At 69.6% G+C, this 24,724-nt stretch carries 16 protein-coding genes; 12 read left to right on the top strand and 4 right to left on the bottom strand.

The window, feature by feature from the left end; genetic code table 11:
- The first annotated feature begins 9 nt into the window (after positions 1-9).
- Positions 10-486 carry a hypothetical protein gene (locus OH735_RS07385; protein ID WP_406380490.1) on the top strand — a complete coding sequence of 159 codons (477 nt, stop codon included), beginning with the start codon at positions 10-12 and terminating at the stop codon, positions 484-486.
- A gap of 129 nt (positions 487-615) precedes the next feature.
- On the opposite strand, the gene OH735_RS07380 is transcribed toward OH735_RS07385, so the two are convergent.
- Positions 616-1,542 (bottom strand): DUF4231 domain-containing protein, encoded by a 927-nt coding sequence (locus OH735_RS07380; protein ID WP_406380489.1) that lies wholly within the window; start codon positions 1,540-1,542, stop codon positions 616-618.
- Positions 1,543-1,780: 238 nt separating this feature from the next.
- On the opposite strand from OH735_RS07380, the gene OH735_RS07375 reads away from it, so the two are divergent.
- The 5 genes from OH735_RS07375 to fxsT all read left to right on the top strand — a co-directional run bounded on the left by OH735_RS07375 (position 1,781) and on the right by fxsT (position 10,617).
- Entirely contained in the window at positions 1,781-2,497 is a 717-nt protein-coding gene (locus OH735_RS07375; protein ID WP_406380487.1) for a hypothetical protein, read from the top strand.
- A gap of 198 nt (positions 2,498-2,695) precedes the next feature.
- Positions 2,696-2,863, top strand: a complete 168-nt coding sequence (locus OH735_RS07370; protein ID WP_406380485.1) for an FXSXX-COOH protein — start codon at positions 2,696-2,698, stop codon at positions 2,861-2,863.
- Positions 2,864-2,893: 30 nt separating this feature from the next.
- On the top strand, positions 2,894-5,128 hold the full coding sequence (gene fxsBH / locus OH735_RS07365; RefSeq protein WP_406380483.1) for a radical SAM/SPASM protein FxsBH, inactivated beta-hydroxylase extension form: 2,235 nt from the start codon (positions 2,894-2,896) through the stop codon (positions 5,126-5,128).
- Positions 5,129-5,339: 211 nt separating this feature from the next.
- Positions 5,340-6,695, top strand: coding sequence for an FxsC protein (gene fsxC, locus OH735_RS07360; protein WP_406386454.1), 1,356 nt, complete (start codon positions 5,340-5,342; stop codon positions 6,693-6,695).
- Positions 6,679-10,617: an FxSxx-COOH system tetratricopeptide repeat protein gene (gene fxsT / locus OH735_RS07355; protein WP_406380481.1), complete on the top strand. Its 3,939-nt coding sequence runs from the start codon at positions 6,679-6,681 to the stop codon at positions 10,615-10,617. The genes fsxC and fxsT overlap by 17 nt, the downstream gene beginning before the upstream one ends.
- Positions 10,618-10,671: 54 nt before the next feature.
- Here fxsT and OH735_RS07350 read toward each other — a convergent pair whose 3' ends face one another.
- Positions 10,672-11,547, bottom strand: a complete 876-nt coding sequence (locus OH735_RS07350) for an alpha/beta fold hydrolase (protein WP_406380480.1) — start codon at positions 11,545-11,547, stop codon at positions 10,672-10,674.
- 272 nt (positions 11,548-11,819) lie between these two features.
- Between OH735_RS07350 and OH735_RS07345 the strand changes: the two genes are divergently transcribed.
- Together OH735_RS07345 and OH735_RS07340 are read left to right on the top strand one after the other, a co-directional pair.
- A complete protein-coding gene (locus OH735_RS07345; protein ID WP_406380478.1) occupies positions 11,820-12,980 on the top strand; it encodes an alkaline phosphatase PhoX in 1,161 nt (386 codons plus the stop codon).
- A gap of 195 nt (positions 12,981-13,175) precedes the next feature.
- On the top strand, positions 13,176-13,727 hold the full coding sequence (locus OH735_RS07340; protein WP_406380476.1) for a DoxX family protein: 552 nt from the start codon (positions 13,176-13,178) through the stop codon (positions 13,725-13,727).
- A 110-nt stretch (positions 13,728-13,837) separates the two neighbouring features.
- Here OH735_RS07340 and OH735_RS07335 read toward each other — a convergent pair whose 3' ends face one another.
- A complete protein-coding gene (locus OH735_RS07335; protein ID WP_406380475.1) occupies positions 13,838-14,716 on the bottom strand; it encodes a septum formation family protein in 879 nt (292 codons plus the stop codon).
- Between the two features lie 649 nt (positions 14,717-15,365).
- On the opposite strand from OH735_RS07335, the gene OH735_RS07330 reads away from it, so the two are divergent.
- From OH735_RS07330 to OH735_RS07315, 4 genes are all read left to right on the top strand, one after another.
- Positions 15,366-18,824: a DNA polymerase III subunit alpha gene (locus OH735_RS07330; RefSeq protein WP_406380473.1), complete on the top strand. Its 3,459-nt coding sequence runs from the start codon at positions 15,366-15,368 to the stop codon at positions 18,822-18,824.
- Complete coding sequence (locus tag OH735_RS07325; RefSeq protein ID WP_406380471.1) at positions 18,821-19,822, top strand: DNA polymerase thumb domain-containing protein; 1,002 nt, start codon at positions 18,821-18,823, stop codon at positions 19,820-19,822. The genes OH735_RS07330 and OH735_RS07325 overlap by 4 nt, the downstream gene beginning before the upstream one ends.
- 202 nt (positions 19,823-20,024) lie before the next feature.
- On the top strand, positions 20,025-20,918 hold the full coding sequence (locus OH735_RS07320) for an esterase/lipase family protein (protein ID WP_406380469.1): 894 nt from the start codon (positions 20,025-20,027) through the stop codon (positions 20,916-20,918).
- A 129-nt stretch (positions 20,919-21,047) separates the two neighbouring features.
- Positions 21,048-22,595: a trifunctional class I SAM-dependent methyltransferase/NUDIX hydrolase/VOC family protein gene (locus tag OH735_RS07315; protein WP_406380468.1), complete on the top strand. Its 1,548-nt coding sequence runs from the start codon at positions 21,048-21,050 to the stop codon at positions 22,593-22,595.
- A gap of 88 nt (positions 22,596-22,683) precedes the next feature.
- On the opposite strand, the gene htpG is transcribed toward OH735_RS07315, so the two are convergent.
- Entirely contained in the window at positions 22,684-24,621 is a 1,938-nt protein-coding gene (gene htpG / locus OH735_RS07310; RefSeq protein WP_406380467.1) for a molecular chaperone HtpG, read from the bottom strand.
- Positions 24,622-24,724 lie beyond the last annotated feature (103 nt).

The following is a 24,724-nucleotide window of genomic DNA, read 5'->3' as shown; positions in this document are numbered from 1 at the left end:
TCCAGGTCCGTGAAACGCATCGGAGTGACCGGCCATCGCAGCATTCCGGAAGAGGCCCATGCCCATGTGCTGGCCGGGTTACAGGCGGCGCTCTGCGGCTTCGAAGGATCCCTGGAGGCCCTCTCCAGCCTGGCGGTGGGAGCGGACCAGCTCTTCGCCGATCTGGCCCTGGCCCGCGGCGCGGATCTGACCGTGGTCATCCCCAGCAGCGATTACGAATCCAGTTTCGCCGACGCGACGGAACTTGCCCGCTACCAGGCCCTCAGGAACCGGGCGGTCCGGGAGATCCGGCTGGACTACCCGCACTCCACCGACGAGGCGTACTACGCGGCGGGCGCGTACATCGCCGACCACTGCGACCGGCTGCTCGCCGTATGGGACGGCAGGCCGGCCCGGGGCTTCGGCGGCACCGGCGACATCGTGACGTACGCCCGCAGCCTGGGCCGCCCGGTGACCGTGATCTGGCGCGAGGGCGTGGAGCGCTGACGTCGACCGGTTCGCGCGGCCGTTCGTACCCGACCTGGCGAACCGCGGCGTGGAGCGCTGACGTCGACCGGTTCGCGCGGCCGTTCGTACCCGACCTGGCGAACCGCCCTCATGTGATCTGACGCTCCCTCACATCTGGTGCCGGGCAAGCCAGTCGGTGTGCTGCGGGGAGACGATGCGTTCGGTCTCGAAGACGGCTCGCGGCCACTGCTGTTCCGTCAGTGTGGTCTCCATCGCCACCTGCATCGACTCCAGATCCTGCTCCACCAGCGAGTGAGCCGAAATCAGCGGGTGGTGGCGGCGCATCTCGCTCCACGCCAGACAGGCCGCCGCGGCTGCCGACAGCAGCCCCGTCAGCGCGAAGGACTGGGTGACGGAGAACGTCCTCAACAGCGCGAACACCAGGGCGAGCGCGGTCAGTACGGCAATGGTGGTCGACCAGGCCAGGGTGGCCCGCCGGGACACCTCCTGACGTCTGCGGTACCAACTGCGCTGCTCGATCAGCCGGTCCCGTACGTACGTCTCCTTGCGCACGGTGAACGCCTTGTTCCGCAACTCGCGCATGGCGTCCGTGATCAGCCTGCCCGAGTCCGCCGTCAGGTCGCGGGGGTCGGCCCACCCCACCTTGCGGAGCTCCTGGAGGCCCTCTTCCAGACGGTTCGCGAACATCGCCTCCGGGTGCTGGACTCGGGTGTCGAACGGCGAGCCGTGCACCGAATAGCGCCAGCACATCGACTTGATGAACTCCGCGGCGGACCGGTTGAGTTGCCATTGCGACTTTGCTTTGCGGCGGGCGGTGAGATACGTCGTGATCAGGACACCCGCATAGGCCAACACGCCGATGACGTCGATGAGTTGAAGCATGCCGACCGCCTCCGCGCGCCAGGGCACCGCAGCCGGTATCGCGCCCATGACCAGCAGGATCAGCTGGACGCGGGTGGTGTTCACGGCCTCCCGCTGGCTCGCGATGGCGATCGCGTCCGTGTGGTGGAAGAGCTCCGGCAGATCAGCGTTCCTGAACACCATGCTCTGGAGCGGTCCGGGAATCGCCGTCATGTTCACCCCCGTCTGCGGTTATGGGCATGTTCGTTCGGTGAGTTGGATGGGGGGCAAGAGCGTAGAGGTGTGGGGTGGGCACGGCAATGGACCTGGGGCGGCAACGGCGCTTTTCGGTCCCCGGGAAGGCCCCCTCGTGCGATTCGGGACACTGTGGCAGTCTGGTCCAACTGATGTTGTGGTGAGGCGTGTTGCTGTCCGGAACGCATTTTGCGGCCAACTGACGGGGGGACCGGGGATGATCGAGGCATACGACGAGAACGAGGATCCGTTGGCCGGCGCTCAGCGACGGATCCGCCGAAGTCCTCTGCTGTTCACCACGCCGCTCGTGCTCCTCGGCCTGCTGACCGCACTGCTCGTCTGGGAAGCGACCCGGGCCAACGTGTCGGCCGAAGCGCGGACCGAGTGGCCGTGGCGTCTGCAACTGATCGACGGGCAGGTGCTGGGAAGTCTGCTGGCGGTCTCGCTGGGGGCCGTGCTGGCCCGCGCGCAGTACGCCCGCACGGTCAGGCCGTACCTGGGCTGGCGGGCTGCCTGGACGAAGGGGCTGCTGACGACGGAAGCGCCTGCCTGGCGCGTCGGAATACTGAACGGCGGCCAGCACATGGCCTTGATCGAATCATGGGACACCAGGGTGGTCATGCAGGGTGCGGACGACTCCGCCGACGCGCGGTGGAGCAGCGTCGCCGACACCGTGGCCGAGCTGACCGAGGCCGGATTCGTGGTCGGGGAGGACTTCCGGCTGATCGGGTTCGGCGCCGGATTCCCCCTGGTAGGAGCCGTAGGAGGCCATGACACGGTGTTGGTGGGCGCGTTCTCCGAGTCCTTTGCCCATCGGGTCCGGTCGCTCTACGTGCGTGTCAGGGTTACGGATGTCGTGGGCGACACCCATGAGCGGACCATGGACTGCATGAAGGACGTATGGATCGAAAGGGCCGCTCCGGCGGCCGGCTGACTGTTTCCCCGACTCGCGCGGCGGGACGAGGGCCGTTCGAGCGGGAAGAGCAAGTCCTGTACGGCACTGGTGTGAACAGTGGATCACTGCGGTGCAATAGCCGGTTGAGGAGAGTAAAGTCGTGCCGCCGGGCGCTGTGGTCATACAGAAACTGGCTGCTTTTCTCCATGATCCGGAAAACTCCCCTCAAGGACGGCCGTGAAGATCTCTGAATCCCCTCGCCCCTTCGCTGTTGCGAAGAAGAACCCGGTGCCGCTCTCCAAGATCGACACCCGCACCGCAGAAGCCACCAGGAAGCTTGGCCGGGTGTTTTCGGCCTCGACCGATCGCCACACCATGGCGTCTTCGTTCAGTTCTGCGCTCTGATTCGCGTTGCATGCTGGCTAGACTGAGGGAATGACAGGACCCCTGGTCCCATTCCGCGAAATTGTGCTCAAAGTGCACAGCAGGTGCGATCTTGCCTGCGATCATTGCTACGTCTACGAACATGCAGATCAGAGTTGGCGTACCCGCCCCAAAGCAATCTCTGACGACGTCATCTTCCGGACAGCTCAGCGCCTGGCCGAGCATGCCACAACGCATGCGTTGCCCTCCGTGTCAGTGATCCTGCACGGAGGGGAGCCTCTAATGGCGGGCCCCGCCCGACTGCGGCGCGTCTGCGAAGAGCTCACCTCCGCCTTCGAGGGCGTCGCGGAGCTCGACCTCCGTATCCACACCAACGGACTCCAGCTCAGCCCGCGTTATCTCGACCTCTTCGACGAGTTCGGCGTCAGGGTCGGCATCTCCCTCGACGGTGACCGGGCCGCCAACGACCGCCACCGCCGCTACGCCGACGGTCGCAGCAGCCACCCCCTGGTCCTCAAGGCCGTCGAGCTGCTCCGGCAGGAGCGTTACCGCCATCTCTATCTCGGCCTCCTGTGCACCGTCGACATCGAGAACGACCCGCGCGCGGTTCTCGACGCGCTCGCCGAGCTCGACCCGCCGCTCATCGACTTCCTGCTGCCGCACGCCACCTGGGACGATCCGCCGCCCCGCCCGGACGGGTCCCCCACCGCCTACGCCGACTGGCTTCTCGCGGTCTTCGACCACTGGCAGGAGCGGGGACGCCCGGTGCCGGTGCGGCTCTTTTCCTCGGTGCTGTCCACGCTGAGCGGCGGCCCCAGCCTCACGGAGTCCCTGGGGCTCGCCCCCACCGACCTCGTCGTCGTCGAGACCGACGGCCAACTGGAGCAGGTCGACTCGCTCAAGAGCGCCTACGAAGGCGCGGCGGCCACCGGATTCGATGTCTTCACCCATGCCTTCGACGAGGTTGCGTCCCACCCCGGGGTGCGGGCCCGCCAGCTCGGACTGGCCGGTGTCAGCGAGACCTGCCGGCAATGCCCCGTCGTACGTTCCTGCGGAGGCGGCCTGTACACCCACCGGTACCGCTCCACGGGGCCGTCCGACGCATTCGACAACCCGTCCGTGTACTGCGCCGATCTGGCCGCCCTGGTGCGCGGCATCGAGGCGCGTACGGCGACGGCCCTCGTCGCGCCCGCGGTGACCGAGCCCGTCGAACTGGCCGCCGCCCAGCAGGACCTCACCCGCACCCTGCTCGCCCTGCTCAACGTCGACATCGGGCGGTACGGCGGCGAGCAGTGGGCGGCCGCCTGGGAGCTGGCCGCCACCATCGAGGCGTCCGAGGAGGGGGCCCGCGGGCTGAACGAGGTGCTGGCGCACCCGTACACCCGCACCTGGCTGCTCGACGCGATGGAACGGGTCCACGAGCGGCCCGGAGCCGTACGGGTGACGCGCCGGATGTCGGCGTACCTCGCGGCCGCCGTCGTCCGGACCGGCCTGGATCTGCCCGTACCGGTGCCCTTCTCGGATGGCCGGATCTTCCTCCCCGGTCTCGGCGAGTTGCGGATCGCGGACGCCGGGGAGGACGGCACGGCACTCCTGCACGCCACCGAGGACGGTTTCCTCGTCCGGCGGGAAGGCGGCGACGCAGCCGAGCACCGCGTCGTACGGCCGGAGGCGGCCGGTCCCGGCTGGCGGCCGCTGCGCCGGATCCCGACACCCGGTTCGGCGGCCGGCTTCGTGCTCGACGACCTCGACCCGTACCGCGACTGCTTCTCCCTGCCCGCCGCGGACGCGCTCGACGACCGGGCCGCCGCCGACCTGGCGGCCAGGATCGGCGAGGCCTGGACGCTCATCGAGGCGAAGGCGCCCGGGCGCACCGAGGAGATGGCCGGCCGTCTCACCACCCTCACCCCGCTGACCGGTCTGGCCCCGGCGGAGCCCGCCGTCGGAAGGCACGGATACGGCGCGCTGGGAATCGCCCCGGACGCCAGTTCCGAGGAACTGGCGTTCGCGCTGCTGCGCGGTTTCCGGCGGGCCGAATTGTGGGCACTTCGGGATGTCACGGATCTTTACGCGGCGGACGGCTCCTGGGAACATCGGATGCCCTGGCAGGAAGAACCAGTTCCGTTTTCCCGGTTGCTGGCCGACACCTATGAGCGGATGGCGTTGGGGGCTTTCGACCCGCGCTGTCTGGAGGGCGTACCGCAGGCCCTCGACGCTCTGGAAGGTGCCGCCGAACTGACCATCGGTGGGAAACGGCTGCTGGACCGGATGCGAAAAGAGATCTGAGGATTGCATTCCGGTTCGGCCGGGGTCGTCCGTACGCACAGGACAACTGGGAGGAACAGGCGCAGACCCGATTCGATCAAGGAATGATCGACGGAACCTGGGAACGTATGACTGAAAAATGGCGTTGAATGACCGAACGCCATGGGGGTGGAGCAACGTCCGCTCCGGAATGATGAATTCGCTCGCATTCACTATCACTCCTCGGGTGCGGGTGCTCACACAGGACGGGGGTCGTGTGCACGCAACAACGCAGCAGCGAGCGGCGGACCATCGGCCGTACTTCTTCTTGAGCTACGCGCATACACCGGGGTACGGCAGTGGAACGGACCCCGACATGTGGGTCGAGCGGCTCTTCCAGGATCTCTGCGGCCATGTGATGGCCCTGACCGATCTCCCCGCGGGCGCGCCCGCGGGGTTCATCGACCGCGAGATACGCTCCGGCGAGGGCTGGTCGGAACGGCTCGGTGAGGCGCTCGCCACCTGCCGGGTATTCGTCCCGCTGTTCTCGCCGCGCTACTTCGCCAGCGAAATGTGCGGCAAGGAGTGGTACGCCTTCGCCCAGCGCGCCATCCATCACCAGGCCCGCTCCAACCAGAGTGCCGAGGCGATCGTCCCGGCGCTCTGGGTGCCCGTGCCACCGAGCCAGCTTCCGGGACCGGCCGAGCGATTACAGTTCAACCACCGCGATTTCGGCGACCGTTACGTCAGCGACGGGCTCTACGGGCTGATCAAACTCAAGCTCTTCGAGGAGGAGTACGAGCGCGCGGTGTACGAACTCGCCAAGCGCATCGTCACAGTCGCCGACACCATAAGGCTCGGCACCGGCCGCCCCGTCGACTACCGGCTGGCCCCTAGCGCCTTCGGCCCGCCGGACGGTGGAGTTGGCGGGCCCCGCCCCATGCAGGTGACCATCGCCGCCCCCACGCGGCACGACCTGCCCGAGGGACGCAACGCCGAGTACTACGGCGACAATCCGCAGGACTGGAACCCCTACCACCCGGCCGCCGCCCGACCCCTGGCCTATGTCGCCCAGGACCTGGTGCGCTCCCTCAACTACCAGGTCACCATCTCCTCCTTCGACGAGGAGTCCGGGCACCCGGAGGGCAAACAGCCCCCCAGTAGACCGGAGATCCTGCTCGTCGACCGCTGGGCCCTGCAGGACGAGGAGCGGCGCAGGAGGCTCGCCGCCTTCGACGCGGAGAACCGCCCCTGGGTGACGATGGTCGTGCCGTGGAACCGCGAGGACCCCGAAAGCAGGGCCTCCGAGGCCGAGTTGACCGAGAAACTCGAACAGACCATGCCGGCCAAGATGCGCCAGGGGCGGGCCTACTGCCGCGTCGCCGCCAAGGGCGTACCCAGCATCGACGCCTTCGGACGGATCCTGCCACAGGTGGCCGAAGTGGCGGCCCAGCAGTACCTGAGACATGCGGCGGTCTACCCGCCCGCCACCGGCGGCGGACACACCAAACGGACACGGTTGATGGGGCCGATGGCGCAGACGAACGACATCCCCGAGACACACGACCCTGCGACGGATGCGGAGGACACGGATGACGGCCAGTCGTGACGGGCGCATCGTCACCTTCTACTCGTACAAGGGCGGCACCGGGCGCACCATGGCCCTGGCCAACACCGCCTGGATACTCGCGGCCAACGGAAAACGGGTACTGGCCGTCGACTGGGACCTGGAGGCACCGGGGCTCCACCGGTTCTTCCACCCGTTCCTGGACCCCTCGACCCTCGGTGCCACCACCGGCGTCATCGATCTGATCACCGAGTACGCGTGGGCCGCGACCAGCCCCGTACAGCGCGCCGACGACTGGCACCGCGACTACGCCCGCATCCAGCCGCACGCCGTGTCGCTCACACCCGAGGCGCTCGGCTGGGAGTTCCCGCACGGCGGGACCCTCGACTTCGTCTCCGCCGGTCGGCAGAACCGCGAATACTCCGCGACCGTCTCCACCTTCGACTGGGACAACTTCTACGACCGGCTCGGCGGCGGCCATTTCTTCGACGCCCTGCGCGACGACATGAAGGCCAACTACGACTACGTCCTGATCGACAGCCGGACCGGCCTCAGCGACATCGCCGACATCTGTACCGTCCACCTGCCCGACGTCCTCGTCGACTGCTTCACCCTCAGCGACCAGTCGATCGACGGCGCCGCCTCCGTCGCCCGGCAGATCTCCGAGCGCTACACCGGTCGCCCCATCTCCATCTACCCCGTCCCGATGCGCATCGACGAGGGCGAGAAGGAGAAGGCCGATGCCGGACGGGCACTGGCCCGGCTCAAGTTCGACCGGCTGCCGCGCGATCTGTCCGGCGACGAACTCACCGCGTACTGGGGCGCGGTGGAGATTCCGTACCGCCCCTACTACGCGTACGAGGAGACCCTCGCCACCTTCGGCGACGAGGCCGGTCTCACCAACTCGCTGCTCTCCGCCTTCGAACGGCTGACCTCCGTCATCACCGACCAGGAGATCACCTCGATGCCCCCGGTCGGCGAAGAGGTACGGCTGCGCATCCGTGACGCGTTCACCCGGCGCAGGCCCGCGCTGCCCGCCGATCTCTTCCTCAGCTACGTGGCCGAGAACCGGATGTGGGCCGACTGGATCGAATCCGTGCTCACCCGGGCCGGTTTCCGCGTCGTACCGCGCGACGTGTCCGCGGAGCGGGAGAACGGGGAACCGGCGGAGATCACCACCGAGAACGCGACCCGCACCGTGGTGCTGCTCTCCAGCGCCTACCTCAAGTCGCAGCGCGCGGTGAACCTCTGGGACCGGGCCGTGGCGGAGGACCCCGGTGGCGGCCGACGCCATCTGCTGCCGCTCAGGGTCGGTGACGTACGGCTGTCCGCGCCCTACATCGACCGCAACCCCGTCGACCTCTTCCGGCTCGACGAGGTGCACGCCACCGCGGCGCTGCTGCGCGCCCTGGACCGGCCCGTCCAGCTCACCGACGCCGTGTCGCCCGGACCGCGCTTCCCCGGCACCGTCCCCAGGATCTGGAACGCGCCGCCGCGCAACCCCGGCTTCACCGGCCGTTCCCTGGTCCTGGAGCGGATGCGCGACCAGCTCGGCGGCGGCATGGCCGTCGTGCTGCCGCAGCCGCAGACCCTGTACGGACTCGGCGGCGTCGGCAAGACCCAGGTCGCGCTGGAGTACGTGCACCGCTTCATGGCCGACTACGACCTGGTCTGGTGGATATCGTCCGAGCAGACCGACGACGTGGTGGCCGCGCTCGCCGAGCTCGCGGTCCGGCTGGGCGCCCAGGGCGGCGACGACATGGCGGCCGCGTCCCAGGAGGCCGTGGACCTGCTGCGGCGCGGTGTGCCCTCGGACCGCTGGCTGCTGGTCTTCGACAACGCCGACGACCCCGAGCGGCTCCGGCGCTACTTCCCGCAGGGCGGCTCCGGACACATCCTGGTCACCTCCCGCAACCAGGCCTGGTCCCAGCACGGCGACGCGCTGCCCGTCGACGTCTTCCTGCGCGAGGAGTCCATCGAACACCTGCAGCGCCGCGCCCCCGGGCTGAGCGACGAGGATGCCGCCCAGGTGGCGACCGCGGTCGGTGACCTGCCGCTCGCCGTCGAACAGGCGGCGGCCTGGATCGCGGAGACCGCCACCCCGATCGACACCTATCTGGAACAGCTGGCGCAGCAGGCCCCCGAGGTCCTGGCTCTCAACCAGCCGGCCGGCTATCCGCAGCCGGTCGCGGCGACCTGGAACATCTCCATCGAGCGGCTGAAGGAGCGCTCGCCCGCCGCGGTGCGGCTGCTCCAGCTCTGTGCCTTCTTCGCGCCCGAGCCGATCTCGGGGAATCTCCTCTACAGCAAGGAGATGATCGAGGCGCTGAAGCCGTACGACGCCTCGCTCCAGGAGAAGCTCGTGCTGGGCCGGGTCATCCGGGAGATCGGCCGGTTCGCCCTCGCCAAGGTCGACCAGGTCTCCAACTCCATCCAGGTGCACCGGCTCGTCCAGGCCGTCATCCGGGCCCAGCTCAGCGAGGAGGAGCAGCAGGACGCGCGGCACGCCGTCCACCGCATCCTGGCCGGCGCCCGGCCCGACGACGAGAACGAGCCGATCGACAACCCTGCGAGCTGGCCGCAGTTCGCCACGATCTGGCCGCACCTCGGCCCGTCCGACGCCCGCAACTGCAAGGACCCCGAGGCCCGCAGGCTGCTGATCGACCGGATTCGTTATCTCTGGAAGCGAGGTGACTTCAGGACCGCCGCCGCTCTCGGCGAGGAGCTGCGTGCCCTCTGGAAGGAGACGCTGGGGGAGCGGGACATCCAGTACCTCTACCTCTGTTTCCACCTCGCCAACGTCTACCGTTCGCGCGGCCGTTATGTGGAGGCACGGGAGCTCGACGAGATCACCCTGGCGATGCAGCAGGAGGTCCTGGGCCCGGAGCATCCGCACACGTACATGAGCACCAGCAGCCTGGCGACGGACCTCGGCACGCTCGGCGAGTACACCAGGGCGATCGAGCTGGCGACGGAGGCGACCGACGGCTTCAACCAGATCTTCCACGATTCGCACCCGAGGACCCTGGCGGCGGCCAACAACCTGGCGTTCACGCTGCGGTCCATCGGGCAGTACGCCAGGGCCAGGGAGATCGACCAGGACGTCTTCGACAAGCGGGACCAGGTGCTCGGCCCAGAGCACCCGTACACCCTCTCCTCGGCCATGAACCTGGCCCGCGACCTGCGTGACGTCGGGCGGTACGAGGACGCGGTCGGCATCCTCAGCCGCACGTACGACAGCTACAAGGCAACGCTCGGCCGGGCCTTCCCCGGCACGCTGAGCGCGGCGAAGAGCCTGGCGGTGTCGCTGCGCCGGGCGGGCAGACTGGAGGACGCCCGCAGGCTCACGGTGGCCACCCGTGCCAGGTACCGGGCCAAGTACACCGTCGTCAACCCGGAGTCGCTGGCCTGTGACCTCAACATGGCGGCCGACCTGTACGCGGCGGGCGAGACCACCGAGGCCAGGAACACCGCGCAGGAGGTCGTCGACCAGTACATGAAGGTGCCGGGGGAGAAGCACCCGTACACCCTGGCCGCCCTGAACAACCTCGGCGTCTACCAGTTGGGGGCCGGCGAGGTGGAGGAGTCGGAACGGGTGCTGACCCGGGTGGTCGCCTCGATGCGGGAGGTGTACGGACCGGAGCACCCCAACACCCTGTTCTGCGTCATGAATCTGGCCAACGCGACGGCCGAGACGGGCAACCTCGACATCGTGCTGGAGACCGAACGGAAGGTGGCCGGACAACTCAGGCGCGTCCTCGGGGCGCACCACCCGGAGACGCTGGCCATGATGTCGAACATGGCGGTCACGCTCGACGCGATGGGGCGCAAGGACGAGGCGATGCGGCTGCGGGTTGAAACGGTCGAGGAGCTGTCCCGGCAGCTCGGCGAGGACCACCCGATGACCCGGATCGCCCGGGACGAGCGCCGGTTCGAGCGCGAACTGGAACCGATGGCGGTATGAGCCCGGGGAGCGTCCGGCCGCCGCCGGACGCTCCCCGCCTCCCGGGCCCGGACCTCAGCAGGCGGCCGGTTCCAGCAGCCAGTTGAGGATGCGGGGCAGGGCGTGCAGCGCGTCGAAGTGCGCGGCCGCCGGTTCCACCACGACGGTGGAGTTCGGGATGCGCCCGGCCAGCCAGCGGGAGTGGCCCACCGGCGTGAACACGTCCTGCTCGCCGTGCCAGAGCATCACCGGTCCGGTGATGTCCGCGGGGTCGAATCCCCAGGGGCTGCAGAACGCGATCGCGTCGTCGATCCAGCCCCATGCCGATGTGCGCAGCCCCTCACGGTAGTTGCGCAGCAGCATGGTGCGGACCCCGGCGTCGTTGACCACGACCCGGTCCGAGTCGGTCAGCTCCCGGCGCAGATCGTCGATGAGCCGGACCGGATTCTTCCTGATCACCGCGGACCGTGAGATGAACGACTCCGCGAGCCCGTCCGGATCGGCCGTGGCGGTGGAGTACGCCAGCACATTGGAGGCGGCCATGCCCTCGAACCAGTCGAGGCCGTCGGCATCCCGGGGGGCCAGCCCGACCAGTGCGGCGGTACGGGTGACCCGATCGGGCATCAGCGCGGCGCAGGCCAGGGCATGCGGAGCGCCACCGGAGCGGCCCACCACGGCGAACCGCTCCAGCCCGAGGTGGTCCGCGATGGCCCGTACGTCCTGGACGGCATCGGCGACACAGCGGCCCGGCAGCCGGTCGGATTCGCCGTAGCCCGGCCGGTCGTAGGCGATCAGATGGGTCTTGCGCTGGTACAGCACCATGCCGCGCGGGGCCGGGCCGAGCCTGCTGCCGGGCATTCCGTGGAGCAGGAAGACCGGTCTGCCGCGGGGATCCCCGAAATGCTCCACGATCAGATTCCGCCCATCCGTTGCGCGCACCCGACTACGCACTCCGCGCCTCCTCCGTTTGGTGCGGGCACCACGTGCCCGGCTTTTCCCCGCCCGATTCGATGATGGCTCATCAGAGCACTTACCGGCACGGCGTGTTGGGAAACGTTGGGGGCCTTCGGGGGCGCAGACGTTCTTCGGGTGGCATGTGCTCATCATTTTTGGGTGACGTGATGTTCACACCCCGTCAATTCGCCACTCCTACCTTCCGGAAGCGTGCGATCCCGCCGCCGACCGGTGGCGGGCAAGTCACCACCTCCCCCCTGGAGTGGCAAGTGGAACGTCGCAATTTCCTTCGTGGAGCGGTCATCGGCGGTTCGGTCGCGGCCTTCGGTGGAACCCTGATGCACGGCGCCGCGTACGCGGCCCCGGCTCAGCCCGGTTCCGGACCCTACGGGGCACTGGGTGCCGCGGACGCCAACGGCATCCAGCTGCCTGCCGGGTTCACCAGCAGGGTCATCGCCCGGTCCGGCCAGAAGGTCGGCTCCACCAACTACACCTGGCACAACGCCCCTGACGGCGGTGCCTGTTTCGCCGACGGCACCGGCTGGATCTACGTCTCCAACTCGGAGATCAGTCCCTCCGGTGGCGCGAGCGCGGTCAAGTTCTCCTCGACCGGCGCGACCATCGGCGCGTACCGGATCCTCTCCAACACCCGGCAGAACTGCGCGGGTGGCGCCACCCCGTGGAACACCTGGCTCTCCTGCGAGGAGGTCAGCCTCGGGTACGTGTACGAGACCGACCCGTGGGGTGTGAACGCGGCCGTCCGCCGGGACGCGATGGGCAAGTTCAAGCACGAGGCGGCCGCGGCCGACCCGGTCCGCAAGGTGATCTACCTGACCGAGGACGAGACCAACGGCTGCTTCTACCGTTTCATCCCGACGACCTGGGGCAACCTGTCCTCCGGCACGCTCCAGGTGCTGAAGGCCGGCACCGCCACCTCCGGCTCGTTCACCTGGGCGACCGTGCCGGACCCGGACGGCGCCCCGACCGTGACCCGGGACCAGGTCTCCGGTGCCAAGCGGTTCAACGGTGGTGAGGGCTGCCACTACTCGAACGACACCGTCTGGTTCACCACCAAGGGCGACAACCGTGTCTGGCAGGTCGACCTGGCCACGAACACCTATGAACTCGCCTACGACGACTCGCTGGTGGTGGGTGGCGGCGCCCCGCTGACCGGTGTCGACAATGTCACCGGCTCCTCCTCCGGAGACCTGTTCGTCGCCGAGGACGGCGGCAACATGGAGATCTGCATCATCACTCCGGACGACGTGGTGGCTCCCTTCCTGCGGATCACCGGCCAGTCCGCCTCCGAGATCACCGGACCGGCCTTCTCGCCCGACGGCAAGCGGCTGTACTTCTCCAGCCAGCGGGGCACGACCGGCAGCTCGTCCGCCGGCATCACGTACGAGGTGACCGGGCCCTTCCGGGCGTAGGCGCCTCAGGCTGGGGCCTCGCGAACACCGCGGAGGCCGCCGGACGGATCCGGGGCGCGGGGGGGCGTCGGCCTGGGCCAAAAATGCTTGAAAGTTGAAGCAAGGCCCCTTGTGGGTTACCTTGAAGATTCAAGTTCATGCGGTGCTGCTCAGCGCCGCGCGGCCCCTGCCCCCGCCCCACGAGGAGCCCTTCCCTTGACCACTCCTGCCACCACCCTGTCCCGCCCCGCCGCCGCGCCCGAGAAGGCCCCGGCCGCCCCCGCCCGCGCCTATGACATCGGTCTGCTCGTGCTGCGCCTCGCGCTCGGCCTGACCATGGCCGCGCACGGCGCCCAGAAGCTGTTCGGCTGGTTCGGCGGGGGCGGCATCGACGGCACCGGGCAGTTCTTCGCCGCCTCCGGCTATCCCTCACCGAAGGCGTTCGCCGTCGTGGCCGGGCTCAGCGAGACCCTCGGTGGGCTCGGCCTCGTACTCGGCCTGCTCACTCCGCTCGCCGCTGCGGCCGTCGCGGGCACACTCGTCAATGCGATCTCCGTCAAGTGGGGCGGCGGCTTCTTCGCCCCGGAGGGCGTCGAGTACGAGCTCCTCATCGCCCTGACCGCGGTGGCGCTCGCCCTGACCGGCCCCGGCCGGATCGCCGTGGACCGGCTGCTGCCCCGGCTGCGCTCGCACCGGGTCGCCTACGGCGTCGCCGCGATCGTGCTCGGTGCCGTCGTGGCGGGTGTCACGCTGCTGCTCCGTCGCTGAGACGGGTGTGCCGCGGCACTTCTAGTATTTCTGCCCCGAGTCGCACCAGCGGGCTCGTCCGCATCACCTCGAATGATGTGGACGAGCCCGCTGTTCGTGATCCGACGGGGTCAGCCGGCCCAGACCTCGGCTTCGTCGGCCGGGACGGTGGTGGCGAGCTTCAGTTCCTTGCGGGCGGCGACCGTCTTGGCCGGGTCGATGCCGGTGAAGGCCCGGTCGTAGGCGAGGTAGAAGGCGTCCGTGTCACTGGCCGAGGCGGCCTTTTCCCATGCGGCGGCGGTCTCCTCCAGCCGCGTGCGGAGCTTGACGGTCTCCGGCTGCTGAACGCTCTTCAGGGCCGTGAGGTGGGTGCCGAGCGCGGCGGCAACGGCCTTGGCCTGCTTCTTGTAGCCGACCAAGTCGTCCTCGACCTGCTCCGCTTCGGGCTGGTTCGCCCACAGGGCTTCGTAGACGGCGTTCGAACCCTTCAGGTATGCGAGCTGGTCGGCGTTCAGGGACTCGCTCTTCAGCGAACCGGAGAACTTGCCGGCTTCCTTGGCGTACGTGCAGCTCACGCCCCGGTCGCCCGTCGCCCAGCTCTCCTTGGTGGGGTAGTAGTAGTACACGTCGACGCCCTTGGGAATGGCCCAGGTGTCGGGAGTGAACTTCTGCGCTTCGGCCGGGCAGCGTTCGTCGGCGATCTGCGCGGTTTTGTCCTCACCGGGGTACGCGGTCTTCCCGTCGATCTTGAACTCGCCGACGACCTGGCCCTCGTGCGGTTCCTTGCACGGCACGACCTCGACGCTGAACTCCTCGCCCTCGGGTGCCCCACTGTTCGGGTTGTAGCAGTCGCCGGTCGCGAGCGAGAAGACCGATCGCTGGCGAGCCACTTTTTTGGCGCCGGCTTTTGCGCTGTCGAGGGCTTCTGAGCACCCCACCGCTCCGATCGAGATCAGGGCTACGACAGCGGATATACCGCGCAGGGAACGGGACGTGACACCGAGAGACATGACGTGAGCATCCTCAAGCGGAAGGGCGTGAACAGGTGTGCGCATCGTATGGCATGTCAGTGACAGTGCTGTGTACAGGCACTTTGTTGCGCCGGGGGCGGGTGTGCAAGTGGCAGCCGGACGGGCTGTCGCCCGGCGCTCGGAGCCGGTCACGTCCGGCCGGTGCTCGCGGCGGCTGCGGGCGCGGGGTTCCGCTGCGGCGGAGAGGGGGGCAGATCGTCGAGCCGAAGGGCGCCCTGGCGCCCGCGGCGTCATCCGGCTCGCGCAGGGCCGTCGGGAGGGTGATGAGCGTGCCCGCCACCGCCCGCGACGACGCGATGAACAGCAACTGCAGTCCGAGCACACCGACGACAAGCAGTGCGGCCCGTGGGGTGACGGCGTTCTTCACCTCGTCAGCGAAAGTCGTGCCCCCACGGTCCGGGGCTTCGGCCGTTCGTGCAGGTGGGGTTGGGCCGAATGGCTGGCCGGAGCCGGGCCGGGCGAGGGCGGGGAGGTGACAGTTTCAGCCACACGCTGCGGACGCCTCGAATACGGTCACATGTTCGAATCTAGTCGCTGACCGGCTTCGATGGAGTTAGAGTAATCGAACGGACGTACGATGTAGGTATCGGGCGTATGGCTGAAATGGGGTGGAGGACGGAGGTGTGGCATGGCGGGCTTCGCGCATCTGCACGTGGCGTCCGGATACTCCGCTCGCTATGGCGCCGCCCACCCCGAGCACCTTGTCCGGCGGGCGGCCGAGCGCGGCATGACGACGCTCGCGCTCACCGACCGGGACACGGTCACGGGGGCGGTGCGGTTCGCGCGGGCCTGCGCCGGGGCCGGTGTCCGGCCGGTCTTCGGTGTCGATCTGGCCGTCGAGGCCCTGGCTCCTGCGCCTCCGCTTCCGGCACCGCGGCGCCGGACCCCGGTGCACGGTGGCGCGCACATCGTCGAGCCGCCCTTGCGGTTCGTGCTGCTTGCGCAGAACCGGGCGGGCTGGGCGCGGCTGTGCCGCATCACGTCGGCCGCGCACGCCGGGACCGCGGGCGGGGCGACGCCGGTGGTGCCGTGGGAGGCGCTGCGTGAGCACGGTGGCCCGGGTCTGATCGTGCTGCTCGGGCCGCTCTCGGAGCCGGTACGCGCGCTGGCGGCGGGCCGGGAGGACGTCGCGATGAAGTTGCTGGCGCCGTGGCGGGAGATCTTCGGCAGGGGGATACGGCTGGAGGCCGTCCTGCACAAACGGTCCGGTACCGGGCCGGGATCGCTTCGGGTGGCCGCCCGGACCCTGGCGCTGGCCGACCGTACCCACACCACCGCCGTGCTCTCCAACGCCGTCCGCTACGCCGACCCCGACCAGCACCGGCTCGCCGATGTCCTGGACGCCGCGCGGCTGTTGCGGCCCATCGACCGGCGCCGCCTGGACAGCGGGCAGCGCTGGCTCAAGGACGAGAGGGCGATGGCGGGCATCGCGCGGCTGATCGCCGAATGCGCAGGAGCGGGACCCCGGCGGGCGAGCCGTCTGCTGGGGGACACCGCCGCCACCGCGGCCGCGTGCACCGTCGAGCCCGCGGCGGATCTGGGGCTGGGCACGCCGCACTTCCCGGAGGCGCAAGTGCTCGGCGCCGGGCCCGGGGCGGGCGGCGCGGCACAGCTGCTGCGCCGGCAGTGCGAGGCGGGCATGGCCCGGCGCGGGCTGGACCGCGACCGCGTCGCGCTCGACCGGCTGGACGAAGAGCTCGCCGTGATCTCCAAGCTGAACTACGACCCGTACTTCCTCGCCGTCGGACAGGTCGTGGCCGACATCCGCGAGAAGGGCATCCGGGTGGCGGCCCGCGGCTCGGGCGCCGGGTCGATGGTCTGCCACGTGCTGGGCATCGCCACCGCCAACCCGCTCGATCACCACCTGCTGTTCGAACGCTTCCTGAGCGTGCGACGGACGTCACTGCCGGATATCGACATCGACGTGGAGTCCGCCAGACGGCTGGAGTGCTACGACACGATCTTCGACCGGTTCGGCAGGGAACGGGTGGCGGTCACCGCGATGCCCGAGACCTACCGGGCCCGTCGGGCCCTGCGGGACACCGGTCTGGCCCTGGGGATCGCACCGGCGGAGGTCGACCGGATCGCCAAGAGCTTCCCGCACCTGCGGGCAGCGGACATCAGGGGCGCGCTCGCCGAGCTGCCCGAACTGCGTCAGCTGGCGGCCGAGGCGAAACGGTACGGGCCGCTGTGGGAGGTGGCCGAAGGGCTCGACTCCCTGGTCCACGGCATGGCCATGCACCCCTGCGGTGTGGTCATCAGCGACGCGACGCTGCTGGACCGGCTGCCGGTGCAGCCCACCCCCCAGGGCGACTACCCGATGGCCATGGCGGCCAAGGAGGAGATCGAGGCACTGGGCAACATCAAGCTGGACGTCCTGGGCGTACGGATGCAGTCCGCGATGGCCCATGCGGTCAACGAGATCGAACGGACGACCGGCAACCACATCGACCTGGACGACCCGCGGCAGGTGCCGCTCGACGACGTCTTCGCGTTCAAGATCATCCAGGAGAGTCAGACCCTGGGCCTGTTCCAGCTCGAATCCCCTGGCCAGCAAGACCTCCTGTCCCGGCTGCAGCCCCGCGACCCGCAGGACGTCATCGCCGACATCAGTCTCTTCCGCCCCGGGCCGGTCGCCGGAGGAATGCCCGAGCGGTACATCGCCGCCCGCCACGGCGGCACTCCCTGCTACGTCCACCCGGACCTGGAACCCGTGCTCGCCGACACCTACGGCGTGACCATCTGGCACGAACAGATCATCGAGACGCTGTCGGTGCTGACCGGCTGCGACCGTGCTCTGGCCGAGGTCGCCCGGCGCGCGCTCGGCGACAAGGCGCGACTGCCCCGGATCAAGGACTGGTTCCACCGCCAGGCAAGTGCCCGCGGCTACAGCGCGACGGTCCGGGACGAGGTGTGGAAGACCGTAGAGGCCTTCGGCGCCTACGGCTTCTGCCGGGCGCACGCGGTCGCCTTCGCCGTGCCGGCCCTGCAGAGCGCCTGGCTCAAGGCGCACTACCCGGCGTATCTGCTGGCCGGGCTGCTCGAACACGACCCCGGTATGTGGCCCAAGCGTGTCCTCGTCGCCGACGCCCGCCGACGCGGCGTTCCCGTCCTGCCCGTCGACGTCAACCGCTCCGGGGCGGAGCACACCGTGGAGCGGACCGACGGGGAACGGTGGGGCGTACGGCTCGCGCTGTCCGCGGTGCGCGGCATCAGCAAGGAGGAGTGCGCCCGGATCGAGGAGGGCCGGCCGTACGGATCGCTGTCGGACTTCTGGCAGCGGGCCCGTCCCAGCCGGCCGGTCGCCGAACGCCTCGCGGAGATCGGCGCCCTGGGGTCCCTCCACGACGGCCGACTCACGCGGCGCGATCTGCTCCTGCAGATCGCCGAACTCCACCGGCAGTCCCGAGTCCGGTCCGCGGGCAGGGGCCAGCTGCCCATCGACGCCGAAGCGGCCGGTGGGGCGGAGCCGAGCGGACTGCCCGAAATGACCGGGCGCGAGGCTCTGAACGCAGAGCTGAACACGCTCGGCATCGACGTCTCCAAGCATTTGATGGAGCATCACCACCGGCTGCTGCGCGAGATCGGCGCGACCGACTCGGCCCACCTGGCGGCAGCCCGGGCAGGTCAGCAGGTCCTCGTCGCCGGGGTACGGGCCTCCACCCAGACCCCGCCGATCGCCAGCGGCAAGCGCATCATCTTCGTCACCCTGGAGGACGGCTCCGGCCTGGTCGACCTGGCCTTCTTCGAGGACTCCCACCCGGCCTGCGCGCACACCGTCTTCCACAGCGGACTGCTGTTGGTCCGCGGCACCGTCCAGGTGCGCGGCACCCGCCGCACCGTCGTCGGCACCATGGCCTGGGACCTGGACCGGATCGCCGCCGCCCGCCGCGACCACGGCCCCGAAGCCGCTCTCGCCCTCCTCGGCGCCGACCACCCGCACCCGACCCCCGCACAGCCGCGGCGGACCCTGGTCAACGGCACCACGGGCGCTCGGCTGCACCCGTACGCCGACCTGCGGCCCGCCGGCAGCCGTTCGGCCGACCTGAAGAAGCTCGGCTACACCAGCCCTGGGAGCGCGGGATGACCACGCGTCAGCGGTACATCGCCCACCTCCATCTGCACGCCGCGCTGAGCGAGGACCAGTACGACGACATAATCGAACTGGTGTCTGGTGTGACGCCTCACGTCCAGGCCGTCCCGCCCAACGCCGTCCAACTGGACCTGACTTCGGCGCTCAGGTACTTCGACCTGTCCCCGTACGACCTGGTCCAGATGGCGAAGCTCAGGTTGAAGGGCCTCTACGACATCGACAGCAGCGCCGGGCTCGCGGGCAACCGCATGCTGGCCGCCATGGCGGCCGACGCGTCCGCACCGGGGGACACCACCTGGGTCCCGTCCGGTCAGGCCGCCGCATGGCTGTACCCACGCCCGGTCACCGCGCTGCCGGGGGTCGGCCGGGCCACGGCGGCCACCCTCGACAAGTACGGCCTGCACACCATCGGCCAGGTCGCCGACGTGCCCGCGGCGACTCTGCAACGCCTCCTCGGCGCCGGCCCCGCCCGGCTGCTCGCCGAGCGCGCCCAGGGCCGTGATCCCCGCCCGGTCACCCCGCTGGCACCCGCGCAGCACCTGCTCGCCGACCTCGTGCTGGACCGGGACTGTCTCGATCCGGCGCTCCACCACCGGGCCGTCCTGGGGCTCGCCGACCGGATCGGCCAACGCCTGCGCGGCGAGCGGCAGGTCGCCGGCCGCCTCACTCTCACGGTGCGGTACGCCGACCGCAGTTCCACCACGCGTGCGCGTCCGCTGCCGGAGCCCACCAGTCATTCGCCCGCCCTCATCGCGGCGGCACTGGGTCTGCTGGCCTCCCTCGGGCTGCAGCGGGCGCGGGTCCGCGCCTTCGTGATCCGCGCCGACGATCTGGGGCCCGCCGGCGCCGCTCACCGCCAGCTCTCCCTGGACTCCGGTGACGACCGCGCCCACGCCACCGAAGCGGCCGCGGACCGGGCCCGCCGCCGCTTCGGTCAGGGAGCCGTGTACCCCGCCGCTCTGGCCCCGGGACCCGCCGACCGTGAGCCGTGATGCCGGGGCGACTCGCGGCCTGAATGGTCCTTGACCTCGAACAATTGATGATCCATCAGTTTTTACCGGCGTGTAACTTCCCACGCCACCTTACTCACGCGTAATTTGGCCTGCGTAACAGAACTCAGCAGTAACCACTTGTGGTCCGGGCCGCAGGGTGCACACACATCGCAACTCCCTTGAGCCGCAAGGAGACCACACGATGCTGCCCTGGATCCGTGCGCCGCGTACCCCACGTACGCGGAGAACCCTCGCCGCACTGCTCCTCGCCGTCGCCGCAGTCGCCACCCCCACGGCCACTGCCGCTGCAGCCACCCCCACCGCCGCCACGACCACCTCCCGCGGCTGGAACGACTACTCCTGCAAACCCTTTGCAGCCCACCCCCGCCCCGTCGTCCTGGTCCACGGAACCTTCGGGAACTCGATCGACAACTGGCTGGTCCTCGCCCCCTACCTCGTCAACCGGGGCTACTGCGTCTACTCGCTCGACTACGGGCAACTACCCGGCGTACCCGTCTTCAACGGCCTCGGCCCGATCGACGAGTCGGCCGGTCAGCTCGCCGCGTTCGTCGACAAGGTGCTCGCCGCCACGGGGGCGTCCGAGGCCGACATCGTGGGCCATTCCCAGGGCGGCATGATGCCGAACTACTACCTGAAGTTCCTCGGCGGGGCCGCCAAGGTGAACGCCATGATCGGGCTCGCACCCGACAACCACGGCACCACCCTCCTCGGACTGACGAAGCTGCTGCCGTACTTCCCGGGAGCGGAGGACCTGCTGAACGCCAACACGCCCGGCCTCGCCGACCAGGTGGCGGGATCCCCCTTCGTCACCAAGCTCAACGCGGGCGGCGACACCGTGCCCGGAGTGCGCTACACGGTCATCGCGACCAGGTACGACGAGGTCGTGACCCCGTACCGCACGCAGTTCCTGGACGGGCCGAACGTACACAACGTCCTGCTCCAGGACCTGTGCCCGGTCGACCTCTCCGAGCACGTGGCGATCGGCACCGTCGACCGGATCGCGTACCACGAGGTGGCGAACGCCCTGGATCCGGCACACGCCACTCCCACCACCTGCGCCTCGGTCGTCGGCTAGACGTACTGCCCTGCCCGGCGAGGAAGAAGCGGCACGAGAGGCCCCGCCCCGGTGTTCCGGCACTCCGAGGGCGGGGCCTTTCATGCCGTGCGGGCCGTCGCTGTCAGTGGTGGATGGCACGATCGACTCATGACGACGATCGACTGGGATTCCGCGGCCGACTCCTTCGACGAGGAGCCCGACCACGGGCTGCTCGACCCGGCAGTCCGGCATGCCTGGGCGCAGCGGCTGGAGAGCTGGCTGCCCGGGGAGCGCTCCGCGGTGCTCGACCTGGGGTGCGGCACCGGAAGCCTCGCGCTGCTCGCCGCCGGGCAGGGGCACCGGGTCACCGCCGTCGACCGGTCGCCGCGCATGGTGGAGCAGGCGCGGGCCAAGCTCGCCGGCACCGGCACCGGGGTGCTTCTCGGGGATGCGGCCCAACCGCCGGTCGGCAAGCAGCAGTTCGATGTGATCATGGCCCGGCATGTGGTGTGGCTGCTGCCCGATCCGGTCGCGGCCCTGCGCCACTGGTTCACCCTGCTGCGGCCCGGCGGCCGGCTGGTCCTGATCGAGGGTGTGTGGGGCGCCGTCGGCCTCTGTGCGGAGCGGCTGACCGGACTGCTCTCGGAGCTCACCGAGCACATCCACCACGAGCGGCTCTCCGACGATCCGGCCCTCTGGGGCAAGCACGTCGACGACGAGCGCTACGCCCTGGTGGCCCGTGCCGAACCACGGCACCGGCACACCGAAGTCGTCGATGTGCATCTGATCCTCCGCCGCGGCCCCGACGTCCTGCTGGCCCGCCGGGCCAATACGGGGTACGCGGACGGGCTGTTCAACGGCCCGTCCGGACACGTCGAGGACGGCGAGGACGTCCGCGCGGCGATGATCCGTGAGGCCGCCGAGGAGATCGGTGTCGAACTCGGCCCGGACGAGCTGCGGGTCGCCCTGGTCATGCAGCACCGTGGCCCCGGCGGCAGTCCCCGGACCGGCTGGTTCTTCGAGGCGGAGTACGACCCGGGCCGCCCGCCGTACAACCGCGAACCGGACAAGTGCTCCGAGCTGGCCTGGTTCCCGCTGGACGCCCTCCCGGACGACATCGTCGCCTACTGCCGGGCCGGACTCGACGGCTACCGCGCGGGGGAGCACTTCCTGATCCACTGGCACGAGGACGGCGACACCGTGGCGTACCAGCCGCACGGCATCCGCCGCGCCGTCCCGCTGCCCGCCGGCGGAGCCGGCACCGGCGGGGTGCACCACATCGAGCTGTGGGTGCCCGATCTGCCGGTGGCCGAGCGCGGGTGGGGCTGGCTGCTCGGCGAGCTGGGCCATGTCCCGTACCAGCGCTGGGAACACGGCCGGAGCTGGCGGCGCGGCGACAGCTATGTGGTGGTCGAGCAGTCACCCGACCTCACCGGGGAGACGCACGACCGCCGCAGTCCCGGGCTCAACCATCTGGCGTTCCACGTCCGCGACCGGGCCACCCTCGACGCACTGGTGGCCAGAGCCCCGGAGCACGGCTGGCGGCAGCTCTTCCCGGACCGCTACCCGCACGCGGGCGGAGACGAGCACATTGCCGCCTATCTGGAGGACCCGGCGGGGTACGAGGTGGAGCTGGTCGCCGGAATCCCGCAAGCCCGCCCTGCGCCGGAGGAGCCGGCGCCGTACACCGATGTATGGGCACGACTCCGGGACTAGGACGTGTCCGACCGCGATCAGCCGGGCGGTGAGCCGGGCGGGCCCTCGGGCAGGCTCGGGGGCCCGCCCGAGGGGGTGCGGCCCTCACTCAGAGGGTGCGCTCGAGGCGGTCGGCCATCAGCTTGACGAAGCGCGACGGGTCACCCAGTTCGCCGCCCTCGGCCAACAGCGCCAGATCGTGGAGGAGTTCGGCCGTTTCCTCCAGGCCCGGGCCCGCCTCCTCGCCCCGTTCGGTGTGCGCCCGGTTGAGGCCGCTGACCAGCGGGTGCTCCGGATTGAGTTCGAGGATGCGCTTGACCTGCGGGACAGGCTGGCCCATCGCGCGGTACATGTTCTCCAGGGCCGGCGTCACATCGTGCGTGTCCGAGACGATGCAGGCGGGCGAGACGGTGAGACGCGAGGAGAGCCGTACTTCCTTGACGGTCTCGCCGAGCCGGTCCGTCATCCAGGTCAGCAGATCCGCGTACTCCTGCTGCCGGTTCTCGCGCTCCGTCGCGGCCTCCTTCTTCTCCTCCTCGGTCCCGAGCTCGACCTCGCCCTTGGCGACGGACCGCAGCTGCTTGCCGTCGAACTCCGGCTCGGCCTCGACCCACACCTCGTCGACGGGATCGGTCAGCAGCAGCACCTCGACGCCCTTGGCCCGGAACGCCTCCATGTGCGGGGAGTTCTCGACGGCCTGCCGGGACTCACCCGTGAGGTAGTAGATGTGCTCCTGGCCGTCCTTCATCCGCTCCACGTAACTCCGCAGCGTGGTCGGCTCGTCCTGGTCGTGGGTCGTGGCGAAGGAGGCCACACCGAGGATGGCGTCGCGGTTCTCGAAGTCGCTCAGCAGCCCCTCCTTGAGGACGCGGCCGAACTCCCGCCAGAACGTGGCGTAGCGCTCCGGGTCGGCGGACATCATGTCCTTGACCGTCGACAGCACCTTCTTCGCCAGGCGCCGGTGCATCAACTGGATCTGCCGGTCCTGCTGGAGGATCTCGCGCGACACGTTGAGCGACAGGTCCTGCGCGTCGACGACGCCCTTGACGAAGCGCAGGTACGGCGGCATCAGCGCTTCGCAGTCGTCCATGATGAAGACGCGCTTCACATAGAGCTGGATGCCGCGCTTGTACCCCTGCATGAACAGGTCCTGGGGTGCGTGCGACGGGATGAAGAGCAGCGCCTGGTACTCGAAAGTGCCCTCCGCCTGCAGCCGGATGGTTTCGAGCGGGGCGATCCAGTCGTGGCTGATGTGCTTGTACAGCTCGTGGTACTCGTCGTCCTTGACCTCGTCGCGCGAGCGCGCCCAGAGGGCCTTCATCGAGTTGAGGGTCTCGGGTTCGCGCGGGGCGGCGTCGGCGCCCTCCCCGGTACCCGCGGCGTCGTCGGCCGGGGTCTTTGCGGCCATCCTGACGGGCCAGGTGATGAAGTCCGAATACCGCTTGACGATCTCCCTGATCTTCCAGGGGGAGGTGTAGTCGTAGAGCTGGTCGTCGGCGTCCTCCGGCTTGAGCCGGAGGGTGACCGCGGTGCCCTGCGGGGCGCTGTCGACGGTCTCGATCGTGTACGTGCCCTCGCCGGTCGACGTCCAGCGGGTGCCCTGGCTCTCGCCCGCGCGCCGGGTCAGTAGCGTGACCTCGTCGGCCACCATGAAGCCGGCGTAGAACCCGACCCCGAACTGGCCGATCAGCCCTGTGGCCGCGGTGGAGTCCTCGGCATCCTTGAGCTCCCGCAGGAACTTCGCCGTCCCCGAGTTCGCGATGGTCCCGATGAGCTGGACCACTTCATCGTGCGACATACCGATGCCGTTGTCCCGGACGGTCAGCGTACGGGCCTGCTTGTCGGTCTCGATGTCGATGTGGAGGTCGGACACATCCGCGCCGAGCGAGTCGTCGCGGAGCGCTTCGAGCCGCAGCTTGTCGAGGGCGTCGGAGGCGTTGGAGACGAGTTCGCGCAGGAACACGTCCTTGTTCGAGTAGATCGAGTGGATCATCATCTGCAGAAGCTGGCGCGCTTCCACCTGAAACTCGAACGTCTCAGTGGGCATAATCCGTGATTCCTTCTCAGGTCACCGGGTGGGGAACTGGCCTGAGCACTGTAATTCAGTTGGCGGACACTGCGGCAGTGACCGCGGTGTCCGCCCGGACCCG

This window comes from Streptomyces sp. NBC_01618, assembly GCF_045209435.1.
Taxonomy (GTDB): domain Bacteria; phylum Actinomycetota; class Actinomycetes; order Streptomycetales; family Streptomycetaceae; genus Streptomyces.
Note: the sequence above shows the minus strand (reverse complement) of the source record. Positions and strands in the feature narration are given on the sequence as shown.

Coding starts and splice junctions, on each gene's coding strand:
- OH735_RS07380 (WP_406380489.1), bottom strand. CDS start 1,542: ATGACGGCGATTCCCGGACCGCTCCAGAGCATGGTGTTCAGGAACGCT.
- OH735_RS07375 (WP_406380487.1), top strand. CDS start 1,781: ATGATCGAGGCATACGACGAGAACGAGGATCCGTTGGCCGGCGCTCAG.
- fxsBH (WP_406380483.1), top strand. CDS start 2,894: ATGACAGGACCCCTGGTCCCATTCCGCGAAATTGTGCTCAAAGTGCAC.
- fxsT (WP_406380481.1), top strand. CDS start 6,679: ATGACGGCCAGTCGTGACGGGCGCATCGTCACCTTCTACTCGTACAAG.
- OH735_RS07335 (WP_406380475.1), bottom strand. CDS start 14,716: ATGTCTCTCGGTGTCACGTCCCGTTCCCTGCGCGGTATATCCGCTGTC.
- OH735_RS07330 (WP_406380473.1), top strand. CDS start 15,366: ATGGCGGGCTTCGCGCATCTGCACGTGGCGTCCGGATACTCCGCTCGC.
- OH735_RS07325 (WP_406380471.1), top strand. CDS start 18,821: ATGACCACGCGTCAGCGGTACATCGCCCACCTCCATCTGCACGCCGCG.
- OH735_RS07320 (WP_406380469.1), top strand. CDS start 20,025: ATGCTGCCCTGGATCCGTGCGCCGCGTACCCCACGTACGCGGAGAACC.
- OH735_RS07315 (WP_406380468.1), top strand. CDS start 21,048: ATGACGACGATCGACTGGGATTCCGCGGCCGACTCCTTCGACGAGGAG.
- htpG (WP_406380467.1), bottom strand. CDS start 24,621: ATGCCCACTGAGACGTTCGAGTTTCAGGTGGAAGCGCGCCAGCTTCTG.